Source organism: Streptomyces sp. NPDC104106 (assembly GCF_055584345.1).
In genome coordinates this window covers 114886-131363 of the sequence record NZ_JBVJMF010000025.1, presented here as the reverse complement: position 1 = coordinate 131363, position 16478 = coordinate 114886, and the positions used below count along the sequence as shown (strand labels likewise).

Here is a 16478-nt window from a genome sequence, read left to right as displayed (position 1 = left end):
TCACCCCCCGCAGGCACCGCACCCCGCGTGACCACCACCAGGCATGCGGCTTCCAGCCGGGGCTCGGCCAGCCACGCCTGGACAACAGCCAGCACACGTGCCGTCAGGGCCAGCGCCGCCGCGTCGTCCTCGATGTCGTCGGCCATGTCCGTACGGTCGGCCTCCAGCACGACCACCGGAGGCACTCCCGAGCCGTCGGTCAGCGCGGCCACATGCGCGGGCTCGGTGATCGGCACCCAGGCCGGCGGGAGGTCCGTACCCGGCTCCGTGCCGCGGGGCAGCTCCGTCCACTCGACGCGGAACAGGGAGTTCCCGCTGTCGTCGGGTACCGCGCCGAGTCGGTCGGCGGGCACGGTCCGGGAGACCAGCGACCGCAGTGTGAGCACCGGCGCGCCGGTCTCGTCCGCCGCCTCCAGGGACAGGGCGTCGGGCGCGGAACGGGCCAGGCTCACGCGCAGTGCCGAGGCACCGGCGGCGTGCAGGCGCAGTCCGTTCCAGCCGAACGGGAGGTGGACGCCGTTCCCGTCGTCGGTACGGTTCTCCCCCTCGGGGTCGGCGAGCGCCACGTCCAGCATGGCGGGGTGCAGCGCTGCGTCGAGCAGCGCCGGGTGGATGCCGAACCGGGCGGCGCCGGCCCGCTGTTCCTCGGGCAGCGCGACCTCGGCGAAGAGATCGTCACCGCGCCGCCACAGGGCCCGTACGCCCTGGAAGACCGGCCCGTAGCCATAGCCGGCCGCGGCGAGCAGCTCGTAACCGCCGGAGACGTCGACCTGCCGAGCGCCGGTGGGCGGCCATACGGTGAGGTCGACGGCGGGCTGGACCGGGGCGGGGGACGGCAGCGTGGTCAGGGTGCCGGTGGCGTGCCGGGTCCAGACGTCGCCGCCGACGTCTCCGGCGGCGCCCTCGGGCGCCGAGTACACGGCGACGGTCCGCGAGCCCTTCTCCTCCGGACCGCCTACGGTGACCTGGACGCGTACCCCGCCCTGCTCCGGCAGCAGCAGCGGGGCCTCGATGACCAGTTCGTCCAGCACCCCGCAGCCCACTTCGTCACCGGCCCGCACGGCCAGCTCCACCAGCCCGGTGCCGGGGACCAGCACCACCCCGCCGACCATGTGGTCCGCCAGCCAGGGGTGCGTGCGCAGGGACAGCCGCGAGGTGCACAAGACACCGCCGGTCTCAGGCACTTCGACCACCGCGCCGAGCAGGGGGTGGTCGGCGCCCGCCTGACCGAGCGAGGCCGCGTCCATGGCGAGGGCCGTCTTCAGCCAGTAATGCCGGTGGTCGAAGGCGTACGTCGGCAGGTCCACCCGGGCGGCATCAGCACCGGCGGGCAGCACACCCGTCCAGTCCACCGCCACACCCCTGACGAACACCTCCGCCATCGACATCAACAGCCGCCGCAGTCCCCCCTCCCCACGACGCAGCGAGCCACCGACAACAGCCCCCGACACCGCCGCCTCATCCACGACCTCGCTGACCGGCTGCACCAGGACAGGGTGAGCACTGGACTCGACGAACACGGTGTGGCCCTCGGAGAGGAGGGCCTCAACGGCGGGCCCGAAGCGGACCTGTTGACGCAGATTGCGATACCAGTAACCGCCGTCGAGCACACCCGCCTCACGCACCCACTCACCCGTCACCGTCGAGAAGAACGGCACCAGCGGCGCCTGCCCGCGGATGTCGGCGAACGCCTCGCCCAACTCTCCTTCCACAGCCTCGACATGACGCGTATGCGAGGCGTAGTCCACCGCCACCCGACGCACCCGCACACCGTCCGCCTCCAGCACGGCCAACGCCTCGTCCAACGCCTCCACATCACCCGCGACCACCACCGACGACGCACTGTTGACCACCGCGACCTCAACCCGCCCCTCCCACCGCGCGATACGCCCGGCCGCCTCCGCCTCCGACAACGCCACCGACGCCATACCACCCCGCCCCGCCAACCCACCCGCGATCACCCGACTACGCACCGCCACGACCCGCGCCGCATCCTCCAACGACAACGCACCCGCCACACAGGCAGCAGCGATCTCACCCTGCGAATGCCCCACCACCGCATCCGGCACCACCCCCACCGACGCCCACACCGCCGCCAGAGCCACCATCACCGCAAAACCCGCCGGCTGCACCACATCCACCCGCCCCAACAAATCCACATCACCCCGCAGCACCGCCACCAGATCCCAGTCCACCCACGGCTCCAACGCCCGCGCACACTCCCCCACCCGCTCCGCGAACACCGACGAGGACTCCAGCAACTCCCGCCCCATCCCCAGCCACTGCGAACCCTGACCGGGGAAGACGAGCACCGTCCGCCCGGCAGAAGCAGCACCGCCGGTCACCACCCCAGCCGCCGACTCACCACGAGCCAACGCCCCCAGCCCCGCCACCGCCTCCCCACCCGAACCCGCCACCACCACAGCCCGCTCACCCAACACCGCCCGCCGGCACACCAGCGCCCCCGCCACCTCCACCACCGACACCTCCGCGCCACCGACGAACCCCGCCAACCGCTCCGCCTGACCCGCCAGCGCACCCCCCGACGCCGCCGACACCACCAACGGCACCACACCCTCGTACGACACCCGCACACCGACCGGCTCCTCCGGCACCTGCTCCAGGATCACGTGCGCGTTCGTGCCGCTCACGCCGAACGACGACACGCCGGCCCGGCGCGGGCGGCCGGTCTCGGGCCACTCCCGGGCCTCCGTGACCAGTTCCACCGCGCCCGTCGACCAGTCGACCTGGGCCGAGGGGGCGTCGACGTGCAGCGTGGGGGGCAGGAGTCCGCGCCGTAGCGCCTCCACCATCTTGATCACCCCGGCGACGCCCGCGGCGGCCTGGGTGTGCCCGATGTTGGACTTCACCGAGCCCAGCCACAAAGGCCGTTCGCGGTCCTGGCCGTAGGTGGCCAGCAGGGCCTGCGCCTCGATCGGGTCGCCGAGGGTCGTTCCGGTGCCGTGGCCCTCGACCGCGTCGACGTCGGCCGGGCTGAGCCGGGCGTCGGCCAACGCCCTGCGGATCACGCGTTGTTGCGAGGGGCCGCTCGGGGCGGTCAGGCCGTTGGAGGCACCGTCCTGGTTGACCGCGCTGCCCCGGACGACCGCCAGCACCCGGTGGCCGTGGCGCCGTGCCTCCGACAGCCGCTCGAGAACGAGGACGCCCGCGCCCTCGGCCCAGCCGGTGCCGTCGGCCGCGTCGGCGTACGACTTGCAGCGGCCGTCGGCGGCCAGCGCCCGCTGCCGCGAGAACTCGACGAAAGTGCCCGGGGCCGCCATGACCGTGGCGCCGCCGGCCAGGGCCATGGAGCACTCACCGCGGCGCAGGGCCTGGGCGGCCAGGTGGAGCGCGACGAGGGAGGAGGAGCAGGCGGTGTCGACGGTCACCGCGGGGCCCTCGAAGCCGAAGACGTAGGAGATGCGGCCCGAGGCCACGCTGGAGGCGGTCCCGGTGGTCAGGAACCCTTCGAGTTCCGCGGGGAGTTGGCCGCCTGAGCCGTAGCCCTGGCCCATGACGCCGGCGAAGACACCGGCGTCCGTGCCCTTCAGGGACAGCGGGTCGACGCCCGCCCGCTCCAGGGCCTCCCAGGACGTCTCCAGAAGCAGCCGCTGCTGCGGGTCCATCGCCAGCGCCTCACGCGGAGAGATACCGAAGAAGCCCGCGTCGAACAGGCCTGCCTCGTGCAGGAAGCCGCCCCGGTCGACGTACGAGGTGCCGGGTTTCCCGGGGTCCGGGTCGAACAGGCCGTCGAGGTCCCAGCCCCGGTCGGCCGGGAAGCCGGAGACGGCGTCGCGGCCATCGACCAGCAACTGCCACAGCTCTTCGGGGGTGTTGACGCCGCCGGGCAGCCGGCAGGCCATGCCGACGATGGCGATGGGCTCCTGCGGGTCGGCGCCCGCCGCTTGCCCGGTGGGCGGTTCGGGGTCGGCGAGGGTGTCGTCGGGGCCGAGGATCGCGGTGCGCAGGTGGGCGGCCAGCTCCTGCGGGGTCGGGTGGTCGAAGGTCACGGTGGTGGGCAGGCGCAGCCCGGTGTGCTCGGTCAGCCGGTCGCGCAGGGCGACGACGGCGACCGAGGTCATGCCGAGGTCGCGGAACGCGCGGTCGGCCGGCAGGGGGGCTGCGTCGGGGCCGTGCAGGACGGTGGCGGCCTGCACGCGAACCAGGCGTTCGAGGAGGGCCAGTTGGGCTCGCCCGTCGAGGCCGGCCAGCCGTGTGCGCAGGGCGGCGGTGACCGCGGTGTCGGGGCGGGCCTGCGGGGCCGGTGGTTCGGTCAGGGCGAGGAGGAGGGCGGGGAGCGGCCGGGAGGGGTCGGGCGGGGCCGGGCGCGGGGCGAAGAGGGCCGGGGCGTCGCCGGCGAGGAGGACGTCGAACGCGGCCCGCAGGTCCGCGAGTCGGCTCGGGTCCTCCTCGCCGGCCCAGACGAGGCCGGCGGCGCGGCCCCGCGGCCTGCGGGCGTGCGTGACGGTGTCGGTGAGGGCGGCGCGCACCGCCCGGTCCGGGTCGCCCGGCGCGCCCAGGGTGGCGGAGCCGTCGGTGACGGTGACGAACTCGACGGTGTCGCCGAGGAGTTCGTCCAGCGTGCGGGCCAGGGCGGGGTCGTCGCCGGTGTGCACCACGAGACTCACCGGGTGGGCTTCGGCAAGAGCCGCGCGCACGCCGGACGCGTCGGCGGCGACGCTGCGAGGGCGGATGCCGGCGGGCCAGGCGTCCGGGTCGGTGCGGTCGGTCGTGCCGGGCGCGTGGACGAGCAGCAGGCGGTGGGCCTGGTGGTCGGTGGCGAGGTGGTGCGCGAGGGCGGCGCCGGAGGGGGTGTCCGTGCCGGTGACGACGACGGTTCCGGGACGCGCGGGGGCGGCGGGGCGCGGCCGGCCGTCCAGGGCGGTGCGCAGCAGTCGGGGAACCAGCAGGGCACCGCGTCGTACGGCGAGTTGCGGCTCACCGGAGGTGAGAGCGGCGAGCAGGGTCTCGGCGTCCGGGATCTCGGTGTCGAGGTCCATGACGGTGACCGTCGTGTGCCCGTCCGCCTGGAGCGACCGTACGGCGGCCCAGAGCGCGGCGCCCACGGGGTCGGGCGCGGTGTCGCCGGCGGGTGTGGCGTCCCGGGTGAGGACCAGCAGTGGTCCGGGCGCCGCCCCGCTGGTCACGTGTGCGGCGAGGAGGCGGGCCTCGGTGAGGGGGTCGGCGGTGGAGGCCGGTGGCAGCAGGACGGTCGGGCCGGGGGCGGCGCCGGGCGGGGACGCGAGGGCGGGACGGGATTCGGCGGGCACCCCTGCCACGCGCAGTGCGGCGACGAGCCCGGCGGCGTTCTCGCCGACCACGGCGCAGGCGGCCGGACGGGTGCCGTCGCCGGTGCCGGCCGGGGCGGGAAGCCACGCGGGGGTCAGCAGTGCGTCGTGGAGGCCGTCGGCCGCGTGGCGCGGCCAGTACGGCTGGGCCGCGAGGAGTCGGCGGACGATCTTCCCGGAGGCGGTGCGCGGGATGCGGGCGACCTCGTGGATCCGCTCGGGGATCTTGTAGGCGGACAGCCGGGCGCGGCAGTGGTCGAGCACGGCGGCGATGTCGAGGCCGTCCGGTCCCGGGACCAGCCAGGCGACGGGCACCTCGCCCAGGGTGGCGTGGGCGGCTCCGGCGACGCCGGCGTCGGCGACCCCGGGCGCGGTGCGCAGGACCGCTTCGACCTCGTCGGGGTGGATGTTCTCGCCGCCGCGGATGATCAGGTCCTTCAGCCGGCCGCAGACGGTGAAGTAGCCGGCCTCGTCCCGGCGGGCCAGGTCGCCGGTGCGGAACCAGCCGTCGCGCAGCGCGGCCCGGGTCGCCTCGGGGCTGTTGTGGTAGCCGGCCATGACGTTGGGGCCGCTGACCCAGACCTCGCCCTCGTGCCCGGTGGGCACGTCGGCTCCGGTACCGGGGTCGACGACACGGACGTCGACACCCGGTACGGGCAGCCCGCAGGAACCCTCGACGCGGGCGCCGTCCGGCGGGTTCATGGTGATGGCGCCGCAGGTCTCGGTGCTGCCGTAGGCGTCGACCAGCGGGACGCCGAAGGTCTCCTCGAAGGAGCGGCGCAGCTCGGAGCCGGTGACGGCGCCGCCGACGAGTCCGATGCGCAGGTGGGGCAGGGACAGGCCGGTGCGACGGGCGGTGGTGACGAGGTGGTGGTAGGTGGTGGGGACGCCCGCGAGGAAGGTGGCCCGCTGTGTGCGGAGCAGGTCGAGGACGTCGGCGGCGGAACTGCCGTCGGTGATGCGGGCGGTGGCCCCGACGCAGGTCACGGACAGGACGCAGGCGATGTGGGACAGACTGTGGAAGAGCGGCAGCGGCCACAGCACCCGGTCGTCCTGGCGCAGGTCCGGGATGGGTACGTAGCTGGCGGCGACCGACCAGAGGCAGTTGCGCTGGGTGGACAGCACGCCCTTGGGGCGCCCGGTGGTGCCGGACGTGTAGAACATCCAGGCCACCTCGTCCAGGCCGAGGTCGTCGGGGGCGGGGGTGCCGGGCTCGGTGACCGCGAGCTGGTCGTAGGGGTGGGCGCCGGGTGGCATGTCGGTGCCGCCGGCCACCAGGACGGTCAGGTCCGGGGCGGCGGCGGACACCCGTTGCAGAAACGTCCCTGCACTGCTCGCCGCGGCAAGGACGAACCGGGCGCCGCTGTCGGCGAGGAGATACTCCAGCTCGGCGGGCGCGGACCGCGGGTTCACCGGCACACCGATGCCGCCGGCGCGTACGACCGCGAGATACCCCTCCACCATCGCGACGGAGTTGCCCAGGCAGAGCGCCACCCGGTCGCCGCGGCGCAGACCGAGGCGCACGAGGTGTCCGGCGAGCCGCCGGGTGCGCGCCTCCAGTTCCGCGTAGGTGACCGCGCGCCGGTCGTCGGCGAAGGCCACCTTCTCCGGGATGTGGCGAGCGTGCTCGTGCAGCGTGACCGCGAGCGATGTGACCAGGTCGGAACGCACGCCTCTGACTCCTTCCACAGGGCGGCAGCGGTTACCGGGAGCGCGGGTCGAGGGCGGTCTCCGGGCGCGGCGCGGGCGGCTGTACGACGGTGGACAGCCGGCCGTCGTCCACACGGACGGGGCGGACATCCCTGGCGCCGCGGCGCGCGCGGCGGTAAGGCGCTCGGAGCGGGCGGGAGCGGCCGGTCCCGGCCGCCGCGGCGGACAGGGAGCCGTCCCACCGCCGGGGACGGCCGGGCAGGCCGGTCCGGGACGGTGGGAGCGGGCGGTCGTGGCCGGCCCGTGCGAGGTCGCAGGGGAGGCCGCCGTACCGCCGGACGTGGTCGGGGGGGGCGGACGGAGGTACTGCCGGGGCAGCGGGAGGCGCACGGGCTGGCCCGCGGGCTCACCAGGCGAGCGGAAGGCTCACCAGGCGACCGGGAGGTTCTTCAGGCAGAAGACGGATCCCCGGGTGCGCAGCGGGACCTCCTCGGCCGGCGTGGCGGCGCGGAGACCGGGGAACGCCCGCAGCAGTGCGCGCAGACCGGTGCGGAGTTCGAGGCGGGCCAGGTTCTGGCCGACGCACTGGTGGATGCCGTGGCCGAACGCCAGGTGTCCGGAGGTGTCCCGGTCGAGGTCGAGGCGGGCGGGGCAGCCGTACTTCGCGGGGTCGCGGTTGGCGGCCGGCAGGGACACCGTGACGGTCTCCCCCTTCTTCACCAGCCGGCCGTCCAGCTCGACGTCCTCCAGCGCGGTGCGGAAGATCTCGTACTGGTTGACGGTGACGTAGCGCAGGATCTCCTCCACCGCGGCGTCGACCCGGGTCAGGTCGGCGTGCAGGGCGGCGAGTTGCTCGGGGTGGTGCAAGAGAGCCATGACGCCGACGCTCAGCGCGCTCTCGGTGGTCTCGTATCCCGCGAAGAGCAACAGGGACACGATGTTGGCGAGTTCCTCGTCGGTGACGTCGCCGGCGGCCAGGAGCCGGCTGATGATGTCGTCACCGGGTTCTTTGCGCTTGCGCTCGATGGTCTCCCCGATGAGCGCGCCGACCTGCTGGTAGACCGCCATCGACTCCTCGATGGTCGCGTCCGGGTCATGGCTGACGGCGGGCGCGTCGGCGTACCGTTCGCGCTCCTCGTACGGCAGGCCGACCAGGTCGGACAGGATGCGCAGGACGAGCGGTTTGGCGAAGACGGCGAGCAGGTCGGCGGGCGCGCCGTGCTCGCGCATCTCCTCGATCTGCTCGGCGGCCACCGACTCGACACGCGGGGCGAGTTCGGCGATGCGCCGGACCGTGAACTCACCCGCCAGCATGCGGCGGAACCGGGTGTGGTCCGGCGGGTCCATATGGATGAACATGCCGGGCATCGCCGGGAACGGCGGTACGGGAGCACCGTACTTCGTGACGGGGAAGTGCCCGATCTCAAGGCTGTGGCTGAAGCGGGGGTCGCTGAGGACCTCCCGGACGATCCGGTGGCTGGTGGCGAACCAGCCGATGTGACCGTCCGGGTAGGCCATTCTCGCGAGCGGGCGCTCCTCCCGCAGGGTGTCGAGGATCGCGGGAGGGTCGAAGTGATGGGTGCGTGACCAGACTTCTTCGAAGGACAGCATCTCGCTCATGAAGCACCTTCCCCACAGTGTGCGAACGTGTCTGTCCGCGGAAATCCGCACCCCGCGCCTGGGGTGCGCCCGCCCGCGACGGTGGCGCCGGAGGTCAGACGGCCAGCTTGCGCAGGGTCTCCCGGGCGTCGGCGAGGGACTTCTCGCCGAGCGGCTTCAGCTGCGCCATGGCGGGGACGATCGCCGCGAAGGTGAGTTCGGCGTGCACGAACTTCAGGTTGTCGGCAAGACCGATGGAGCTGAGTACGGCCTTCAGGTAGGGCTCCTGGTAGTCCCAGCCGTCACGCGGGGTACCGGGTGCGTAGGAGCCGCCGCGCGCGGTGACGACGATGACGTTCTTGCCGCTCAGCTTGCCGGACTCGGCACCGGGGAGCAGCATGTGCGCCGGGATGACCAGCCGGTCGATCCATGCCTTGACGGACGACGGGATCGTGTAGTTGTACATCGGGATGCCGAGCACGATCGTGGTGGCCTCGCGCACCTCGGCGATGAGCGCGTCGGTGAGCGCCTGTTCCTCGGGGCTGACACCGTGCAGGTCGCCGCTGGGGTCGAAGAGCCATTCACGCACCTGGTGCGTGATGTGCGCGATGGGCTCGGCAGCGAGGTCGCGGTAGGTGTAACCGGCGTCGGAGTGGTTCTGCCGCCACTGGGTGACGAACTCGGCCGTGAGCTGCCGCGTCACGGACTCACCGGAGCGGATGCTCGCGTCGATGTGCAGAAGATGGGTCATGAGGTGACTCCTGGCCAATCGGTGTGGCTGTTCTGGCAACCCGCCCGGTCCCTTCCGGCCGGCGCTCGCCGGCGGGACGGCACAACACGGTGGGGAACGGTGCTGCTTCCCTTGCTGGAGGCTACGGGCAGGGACCGCCGCGGCGGCATCCCTCAGGTTGGTAGGGCGGTGGTGGCGGGGGCGGCGCGCAGCCGTCACCTCGCCTGACGGTCCGCGCCGACCGGTGGCTACCCGGCCCGCCGGGCCATGGACGGGCGGACCAGGAAGTCGGGCCCGCTCTCGCCGGGCCGGTCGCCGCGCTCCTCCAGCAGGATCCGGTTCCAGGAGCGGGCCAGTTCGACCCGCGAGGTCACGTCGAGCTTGCGGAAGATCTTCTTCAGGTGGAACGCCACCGTGTGGGGGGAGATGTAGAGCTGGCTGCCTACCCTGACGTTGGTGAGGCCCTGGCTGACCAGCTCGGCCACCGCGAACTCGGTGTCGGTGAGCCGGCTGACCCGGGTCCGGCCGCGGGCCGGGCGGCCGCCGTGGTCGTCGAGTTCGCGCAGCCGGCTCTGCACCCGCGCGAGGTCCCGGCAGGCCCCGGCGCCCAGGTAGGCGTCGGCGGCGCGGCGGAGCAGGTCGACGGCGCGGTCGCGTTCGGAGACGCGCGCGGAGCGGACGCCGCTCGCGTCCTCCAGGGCGGAGGCGCGGGACCACGCGTCCAGGTGCCGCTCCGACGCGGCCTCCAGCGCGTCCGCGTCGCGCGCGTACAGCCCGGCGGCGTGCTCGGCGGCCGCCTGGACGCTGCGGAAGCCGCGGTTCATGAGGGCGAGCCCGCCCATCGTGCGGGCGGCGCGTTCGGTGAGGTCCTCGTCACCGAGGCGCTGGCCGGCCCTGACCAGCCAGGGCGCCGCCGCGGGTTGGGAGACCAGCAACTCGCGCGTGAGCACGTCGTCGTGGAGGATGCCCTTCAGCAGGTGGGCCACGCTCTCGACGCCGTCGCGGGCCTCCAGGGCCTGGGTCGCGGCCCATACGCACTGCCCCGGGATGAGGTTCTCCTGCCCGAGCAGGGCCGCGTCCCGCAGCCGGTTGGCGTACAGCAGGCCGGTGGTCAGGTCCAGCGAGCGTACGGAGCACATGGCCATGACCACGTGTGCCCGTGGCGGGAGTCCGCGGTTGCCGGTCTGGGACGCCAGCCGGAGCCCGGTCTCGGCCGCGGCGGTCGCCTCCGTGAGCCTGCCCCCGGCGAGATGGATCTCCGCTTCGCACATCAGCAGTGCCGCCCGTACCTCGGGGCGGTGCGCCCCCTGGGCGCCGGACTCCTCCCCGGCGAGGAGCCGTTCGGCCGACCGGAAGCTGCGGACGCGCGTCAGCAGCGTCGCGTACCAGATGCGCGCCTCCAGCGGGACGTCACCGACGGGACGTTCCCTCCGGGCCGGTTCGGACACGGCGGCGGCTAACTCCATGCTTTTGCCGAGCCGTCCGTCGAGCCACAAGAGCGCTGATTCTGCGACGGAACGACCCGGCTCGCAGGACCATTCCAGAAGAGTTTGCTCGGAAATTACTGAATATCGCGGGGGCACTACAGACCTCTGACGTGTCATCGGGTGGCGTTGTGAACTCATGGGGTCTCGCTCTTCCCCATCGACCGTTTCTTCCGGACCGCCCATACGCTCCCTCGTCGTCCCCCCGTCGCGTATGTGATCCGGCCGTTGCCGACCGGCGGGGTGCCTGCCCCCCCTGGTGCGGCAGTCCAGGGCCGGCCCGGACGTGCCGAGAATCGTCCCGTGTTCGCTCACGTCCGCGGCCGAGCGCGATGGCGCACTTCACGGTTTCAGGAGCCGGCCGGCACAGCCCGATTTGATGAACGACATCCGCCCCCCGTTGGCCCGTGACCCAGTTGTCCGCGTTGCCTGCACGTGTGATGAACCGCGGTCGCGCACGAACGTCACAAGGCGGGCGAGGAAAGAACCCTCGCCACCAAGCTTGCCGATCCGTTCGCACAACGATACGTAGTCGTCCGGTGGAGTACCAGCAATCACTGTGACGCTGCCGTTAACGCTCCCCGACGAGTGACCGGCGCGCACTCGGCCGCGACGGCGTTCACCAATCCCCCACACAAGCCCGACCCGCGCCCGACGGCAAGTCGGCTCGCCGGTAGGCGCGCCCCGGGGCACGCGCCGGGCCGCTCCCCGCACCGCACGAATGTGACCAACGCCACGAAGAATCACGGGTGTTGATCCGCTGGGACCACGTCGGAGTTCGGCCACCGTGGCCGAACGGAACGCCCCGGCGGGGTGGCCCCGCGGTCAGCGGCCCGGCGCACGGGCAGACCACCCGCCCCTCCTGCCCCGGTACGCCGGTGCCGGTGCTCACGCGGCGGGGCACTCCGCGTTTCGGCCATCGGCGCGCCGGCCCTGACCCCGTGCGCGACAAGGGTCGGTGCACCGCGCACGCACCGGCAGACGCACTGTGCCGGGGTTCCGCACCCGACCGAAACACATGTGTTCGAAATGCGCGTCGGCTCGTTGAACTCCACGAGTCAGCCGTAGACCGCCGAGGGGGACCATGCTGACGACGGCCACGACACACCACTCCGGCATCCCCGGCCCGCCCTTCCCGCGACCGGAGACGAGGTGGGGGCATGACCGGCGCCGCACGCCGGACGCGGCGGACCCGGAGGCCGGCATCCTCATCGTGGACGAGCCGACCAGCGCGCTCGCCCCCGGGCCTCTCACCGACGGGATCTTCCGCAGGGTGTACGAACGGCAGGCCCGGCAGTTCGGGACCGCGGCCGTACCCGACCAGAGCCGCGGCCCGGCCACGGCCGTGGCGCCCTCGAACGAAGGAGCCGAATGACCACCACCACCGCCACGGCCGGCTACTGGGAACCGCTCTGGGCCGGCGGACGCGGATACCGGGGGATCTGTGACGCCGAGGCCACGCTGCTGGCGGACCATGTCGGGCCCGGCCGCGGACGCCCCGCTCTCGACATCGGCACCGGCGACGGCGCCCTCGCCCGCCACCTCCACCGGCTCGGATACCGCACCACCGGCGTGGACTTCGCACCCAGCGCCCTCGCCGCCGCCCGGCACGTCCAGGACGGTGACGGGCCGGCCTGGCATCTGATGGACTTCGCCGCCGGCGATCTCAGCTCCCTCCCGGAGCCCGCGTACAAGGTCGTCACCTGCCGCCTGGTCTACCGGTGGCTGGCGGACCAGCCGGCCTTCCTGGACCGCGTCCGGCGGATCCTCGCACCCGGCGGGACGTTCTGGGTCGTCACCGAGGTCGCCGGCCGCCGGGAGGCCGGCGACCCCTGCGCGGGCCTCGGGATCGGCCCCGCCGAGGCCGAGACGCTCACCGCGCGATGGTCCGTCGTCCGGACCGCCGATCTCGACGTACTGCGCTGCTACGCCCTGCGCCCCTGAACCCGCCCTGGGAGGACCCGTGTTGGACATCGAACAGCAGACACTCCTCGCATGGACCGCCTACGGAGCGCATCACCTGCGCCGCGGTACGCCCCTGCCGGAAGTGGACCGGATCACCTGGGGCCCGGCGGCGGACGGGCCCGGGGACGACCTCCTCGGGGACCTGCGGGGCCTGCGCGTCCTCGACCTCGGCTGCGGCACCGCCCGGCACGCCGCGTACCTGGCACGGGACCACCGCGCCCTGGTCGACGCCGTCGACACCTCCCCCAGTCAGATCGAGCGGGCCCGCGCCCGCTACCCCGGCGTACCGGGACTGCGGCTGATCCACGCCGACGCCGTCGACCACCTGGGCGCGGTCGCCCCGTACGACGTGATCCTCTCCCTCAGCGCGTTCCACTTCCTCGACCCGCACCGGCTCCTGCCCGCCCTGGCGACCGCCCTGAAGCCCGGTGGCCGGCTGTACTTCACCGTGCTGCACACCAACTCCCAGGGAAACGGCCCGACTTCGACTGTGACTCCACGCCCGGAGACCCTGCGGCCGGCGGGCGGCGGCGAACTCTCCATGCACATGTGGGTACTCGCGCCCGAGGTGTGGGAGGACCTGCTCGTGCGGTACGGGCTCCAGGTCCAGGGCGTCACCGCCCTCGACGCGCCGGAGGAGGACAACCACGCGTCCTACCGGCTGTTCGAGGTCCGCCGACCGGCCCGGATCAACGCCCGCCCGCGCACCGCCGCGCCACCCGCCGCCCATGCGGCGGTGGGCGTCGGCGCCGTGCTGTCCGGTCCCCGGGGACTGCTGCTGGGCCGGCACCGGCGGGAAACTCGGGAGCTGCCCGGCGGCACCGTGGAGCCGGGCGAGTCCCTTCAGGAGGCGGTCGTGCGCGAACTCGCCGAGGAGACCGGCCTGTTCGCGGACCCCGCCGACGTCCGCCTTCTCGGCATGCTTTTCGACCGGGTGGGCGACGTCGTCCGCCTCACCTTCGGCGCGCTGGTCACACGGTGGCTCGGAGAGCCGGCCGACCAGCCGGGCGAGAGCGTCGGCGACTGGCGCTGGTGGCCGCTGGACGCCCTGCCCCCGGACCTGTTCGAGTGCAGTGCCCAGATCCTCACCGCCTGGCGCCCCGACCTGCCGATCGACCACTCCCCCGCCCGCTTCACCCCGGTCACCGAGCCGCATCCGCCGACCACGGCATGACAGCCCGGGGGCCGGCGCCGTCGATGCGGCCCGAGCGCGTGCGCTCCGAGCGGGTGCGGCCCGAGCGGGTGCGGCCCGAGCGGGTGAGGTTCGTTTCGCGGTGCCGGTGATCGGTGACGAAGAACACGACTGACGAGAACGGGCGCGTACAGAACCCAGCAGAGAGCCCATGCACAGGCACACCGACCCCGGGCCGGAGCGTCCCGACCACGCCGTGGCGGCCGGTCGGTCCTCCGCGTGGATGGACGCGATGATGCGCGACCTCGCGGCGTGTCCGCCGGGTCCCCGGCGCCAGGCCCTGCGGGACGCGGCGATCCTGGCCCTCCTGCCGCTGGCGGGGCGCGTGGCACGCCGCTTCCGGGGGCACGGCGAGCACGTCGACGACCTGGTGCAGGTGGCCTCGCTCGGCCTGGTCCGGGCGGTGGACGGATTCGTCCCCGCCCGGGGGCACGCTTTCCTCTCGTACGCGCTTCCCACCGTCGTCGGTGAGGTCAGACGGCATCTGCGCGACCGGGTGCCCATGATCCGGCTGCCCCGGCCGATCCAGGAGGCCTGCGGCCCGGTCGTCCGGGCGCTGGAGGAACTGGAACAGCGGTACGGGGGCGTCCCGCCCGGCGTGGAGCAGATCGCGGCGCACCTCGGGATGCAGACGGCGCTGGTGGCGGCCACGTTGCGCGCGTTGCGGGAGTGCCGCCCCGCTCCCCTGGACGCGCCGGGCGGTGGCGTTCAGGGGCAACCGGCGGTCTGCCGGACCGGCTTCGAGGGCCGGGGTCCGGACGATGTGGTCGACGTGCTGGCCCTGGCCTCGGCCGTACGACGGCTCACCGCGCTGGAACGGCGCGTCCTGCATCTGCGGTTCTACCAGGAGCAGACTCAGCAGCAGATCGCCGACGCCGTCGGTCTGTCACAGGGGCAGGTGTCCCGCGTCCTGGCGCTGTGCTGCCGGCGGCTGCGTCAGGCGCTCAGCTCCGTACCGGAACGTCCCGCGCCCGGTCCACGACCGCTGCCGCCGTCCCGGCCGTGCCCGGGAACGCCATCCGCCGTGCGGCCTCCCACCGGCGGGCCGGCAGGGCGGCGTCCCGGGCCGCGAGCCGGTCCGGGAGACGGGGCCGGACCTGGCTCTCCTCGTAGCTGAGGTGCGTACGGTTCAGGCCGGGCGGCGTCCTCCATGAACGCCCGGTAGGTGGCGATGCCCTCGGCGGTGCGCAGGTCGAAGCTGATGCGGGAGTGGATGCAGCCCTGGCCGAAGTGGCCGTACATGGCGCCGTCGAGGCCGTGCCGGTCCATCACCCGGCGCAGGCCGCGCACATACTCGCCGAGCCGGTCCGGGGATACGGCGGAGTCCTCCCAGCCGGGCCGGTGGTCCTTGCCGTCGGGGGGAACGCGGTGGAGCCCAGTCCGCTCTCCCGGATCGCCCAGAGGTGCTCGCTGGTGCCGCCCTCCTGCTCGCTCTCGGCGATCCGGATGCGGTCGCGGTCGTATCCCTTGTCGTCGGTGCGCCAGTCGGTGAAGGCGTGGGCCTGTGCGACGGACTCCTCGGCGCTGTCCGCGCCGAACTGCACCACCAGCCAGGCCCCGCCACCGGGATGCGGCAGCTCCTGGATGTTCTGCGTGTTCATGTTCTGCAACTGCTGGTCGCGGATGAGTTCCTCGTCCAGCGCCTCCAGGCCGATGGGCCGGAAGCGTTCGACGATCTCCTCGCAGTGCTCGGCCGCGTCGGTACTCCACGACGACGGTGGTGCGCTGCAGGAGCGCCGGGGTGAGCATGAGGACCGCCTGCAGGGCGGTGGCGCAGGTGCTCTCGGTGCCGACCAGGGCGCGGGCGACGTCGAAGCCGCGTTCGGGCAGGAGTTCGTCCAGGGTGTAGCCGGACACCCGGCGCGGCACCTCCGGCGCCGGGCGGAATCCGGCCCGGATGGCATCGTCGTACTTGTCGCGCAGGTCGCGCAGCGCGCCGTAGATCTCGCCCTTGCGGCCGCCCGCGGCGATGATGGCGTCGAGGTGCTTCTCCTCGTCCACCCCCACCCAGAAGCGGGCGCCGTCGTAGGTGACGATCTCCAGGGCGTGCACGTTGTCGCTGGTGCGCGGGCCGGGCCCCTACAGCTGTGACTGCACCGAGTGGATGCCGCAGGAGTTGTTGCCGATGTTCCCGCCGATCAGGCACCGGGAGTGGGTGGAGGGGTCGGGTCCGAAGACCAGGTCGCAGTGGCCCGTGTGGCGGTTCAGCTCCTCGTTGATCACACCCGGCGCGCAGGTGACCAGCCGGCGGCGGGGGTCTGTCTTCCCGATGCGGGTGAGGTACTTGGAGTGGTCGATCACCACGGCCTCGTCGACCGTCTCTGCGGACAGGCTCGTCCCGCCGCCCCGGTTGAGGATGGGGGCGCCGAAGTGATGGCAGATCTTGTGCACCGCGACGACCTCGTCCAGGGTGCGCGCGACGACGACACCGATCGGCACCTGCCGGAAGTGGGACGCGTCCTGGGCGTACCGGCCCAACGAGGCGGTGTCGAAGCGGACTTCGCCTTCGACGGCCCCCGCAGGGCCTTCTCCAGCTTGCCGACGTCGATGGTCTCGCGGGCGCGCGGTGC

11 protein-coding genes and 1 pseudogene are annotated in these 16478 nt (G+C 73.5%); 5 read left to right on the top strand and 7 right to left on the bottom strand.

The window, feature by feature from the left end:
- From ACZ60X_RS38675 to ACZ60X_RS38660, 4 genes are all read right to left on the bottom strand, one after another.
- A partial coding sequence (locus ACZ60X_RS38675) for a beta-ketoacyl synthase N-terminal-like domain-containing protein (RefSeq protein ID WP_469609222.1) occupies positions 1-6959 on the bottom strand: 6959 nt, incomplete at its 3' end.
- 405 nt (positions 6960-7364) lie between these two features.
- Positions 7365-8558, bottom strand: a complete 1194-nt coding sequence (locus ACZ60X_RS38670) for a cytochrome P450 (protein WP_469609219.1) — start codon at positions 8556-8558, stop codon at positions 7365-7367.
- A gap of 94 nt (positions 8559-8652) precedes the next feature.
- On the bottom strand, positions 8653-9288 hold the full coding sequence (locus ACZ60X_RS38665) for an FMN-dependent NADH-azoreductase (RefSeq protein WP_469609216.1): 636 nt from the start codon (positions 9286-9288) through the stop codon (positions 8653-8655).
- A 227-nt stretch (positions 9289-9515) separates the two neighbouring features.
- Positions 9516-10715: a helix-turn-helix transcriptional regulator gene (locus ACZ60X_RS38660; protein WP_469609214.1), complete on the bottom strand. Its 1200-nt coding sequence runs from the start codon at positions 10713-10715 to the stop codon at positions 9516-9518.
- Positions 10716-11835: 1120 nt separating this feature from the next.
- Here ACZ60X_RS38660 and ACZ60X_RS38655 point away from each other — a divergent pair.
- The 4 genes from ACZ60X_RS38655 (at position 11836) to ACZ60X_RS38640 (ending at position 15025) form a co-directional block, all read left to right on the top strand.
- Entirely contained in the window at positions 11836-12126 is a 291-nt protein-coding gene (locus ACZ60X_RS38655) for a hypothetical protein (RefSeq protein ID WP_469609211.1), read from the top strand.
- Positions 12123-12695 (top strand): class I SAM-dependent methyltransferase, encoded by a 573-nt coding sequence (locus ACZ60X_RS38650; RefSeq protein WP_469609208.1) that lies wholly within the window; start codon positions 12123-12125, stop codon positions 12693-12695. The genes ACZ60X_RS38655 and ACZ60X_RS38650 overlap by 4 nt, the downstream gene beginning before the upstream one ends.
- A 19-nt stretch (positions 12696-12714) precedes the next feature.
- Positions 12715-13890: a bifunctional class I SAM-dependent methyltransferase/NUDIX hydrolase gene (locus ACZ60X_RS38645; protein ID WP_469609205.1), complete on the top strand. Its 1176-nt coding sequence runs from the start codon at positions 12715-12717 to the stop codon at positions 13888-13890.
- Positions 13891-14059: 169 nt separating this feature from the next.
- Positions 14060-15025 (top strand): sigma factor, encoded by a 966-nt coding sequence (locus ACZ60X_RS38640; RefSeq protein WP_469609202.1) that lies wholly within the window; start codon positions 14060-14062, stop codon positions 15023-15025.
- 83 nt (positions 15026-15108) lie between these two features.
- Here ACZ60X_RS38640 and ACZ60X_RS38635 read toward each other — a convergent pair.
- Together ACZ60X_RS38635 and ACZ60X_RS38630 are read right to left on the bottom strand one after the other, a co-directional pair.
- A pseudogene (locus ACZ60X_RS38635) lies at positions 15109-15198 on the bottom strand (hypothetical protein); the annotation flags it as partial.
- Positions 15177-15509, bottom strand: coding sequence for a hypothetical protein (locus tag ACZ60X_RS38630; RefSeq protein ID WP_469609200.1), 333 nt, complete (start codon positions 15507-15509; stop codon positions 15177-15179). The gene ACZ60X_RS38630 and the pseudogene ACZ60X_RS38635, both read right to left, overlap by 22 nt.
- Between ACZ60X_RS38630 and ACZ60X_RS38625 the strand changes: the two genes are divergently transcribed.
- On the top strand, positions 15502-15999 hold the full coding sequence (locus tag ACZ60X_RS38625; RefSeq protein ID WP_469609198.1) for a hypothetical protein: 498 nt from the start codon (positions 15502-15504) through the stop codon (positions 15997-15999). The genes ACZ60X_RS38630 and ACZ60X_RS38625 overlap by 8 nt on opposite strands.
- Here ACZ60X_RS38625 and ACZ60X_RS38620 read toward each other — a convergent pair.
- Positions 15988-16386 (bottom strand): FAD-binding oxidoreductase, encoded by a 399-nt coding sequence (locus ACZ60X_RS38620; RefSeq protein ID WP_469609195.1) that lies wholly within the window; start codon positions 16384-16386, stop codon positions 15988-15990. The two genes, ACZ60X_RS38625 and ACZ60X_RS38620, sit on opposite strands and share 12 nt — an antisense overlap.
- Positions 16387-16478 lie beyond the last annotated feature (92 nt).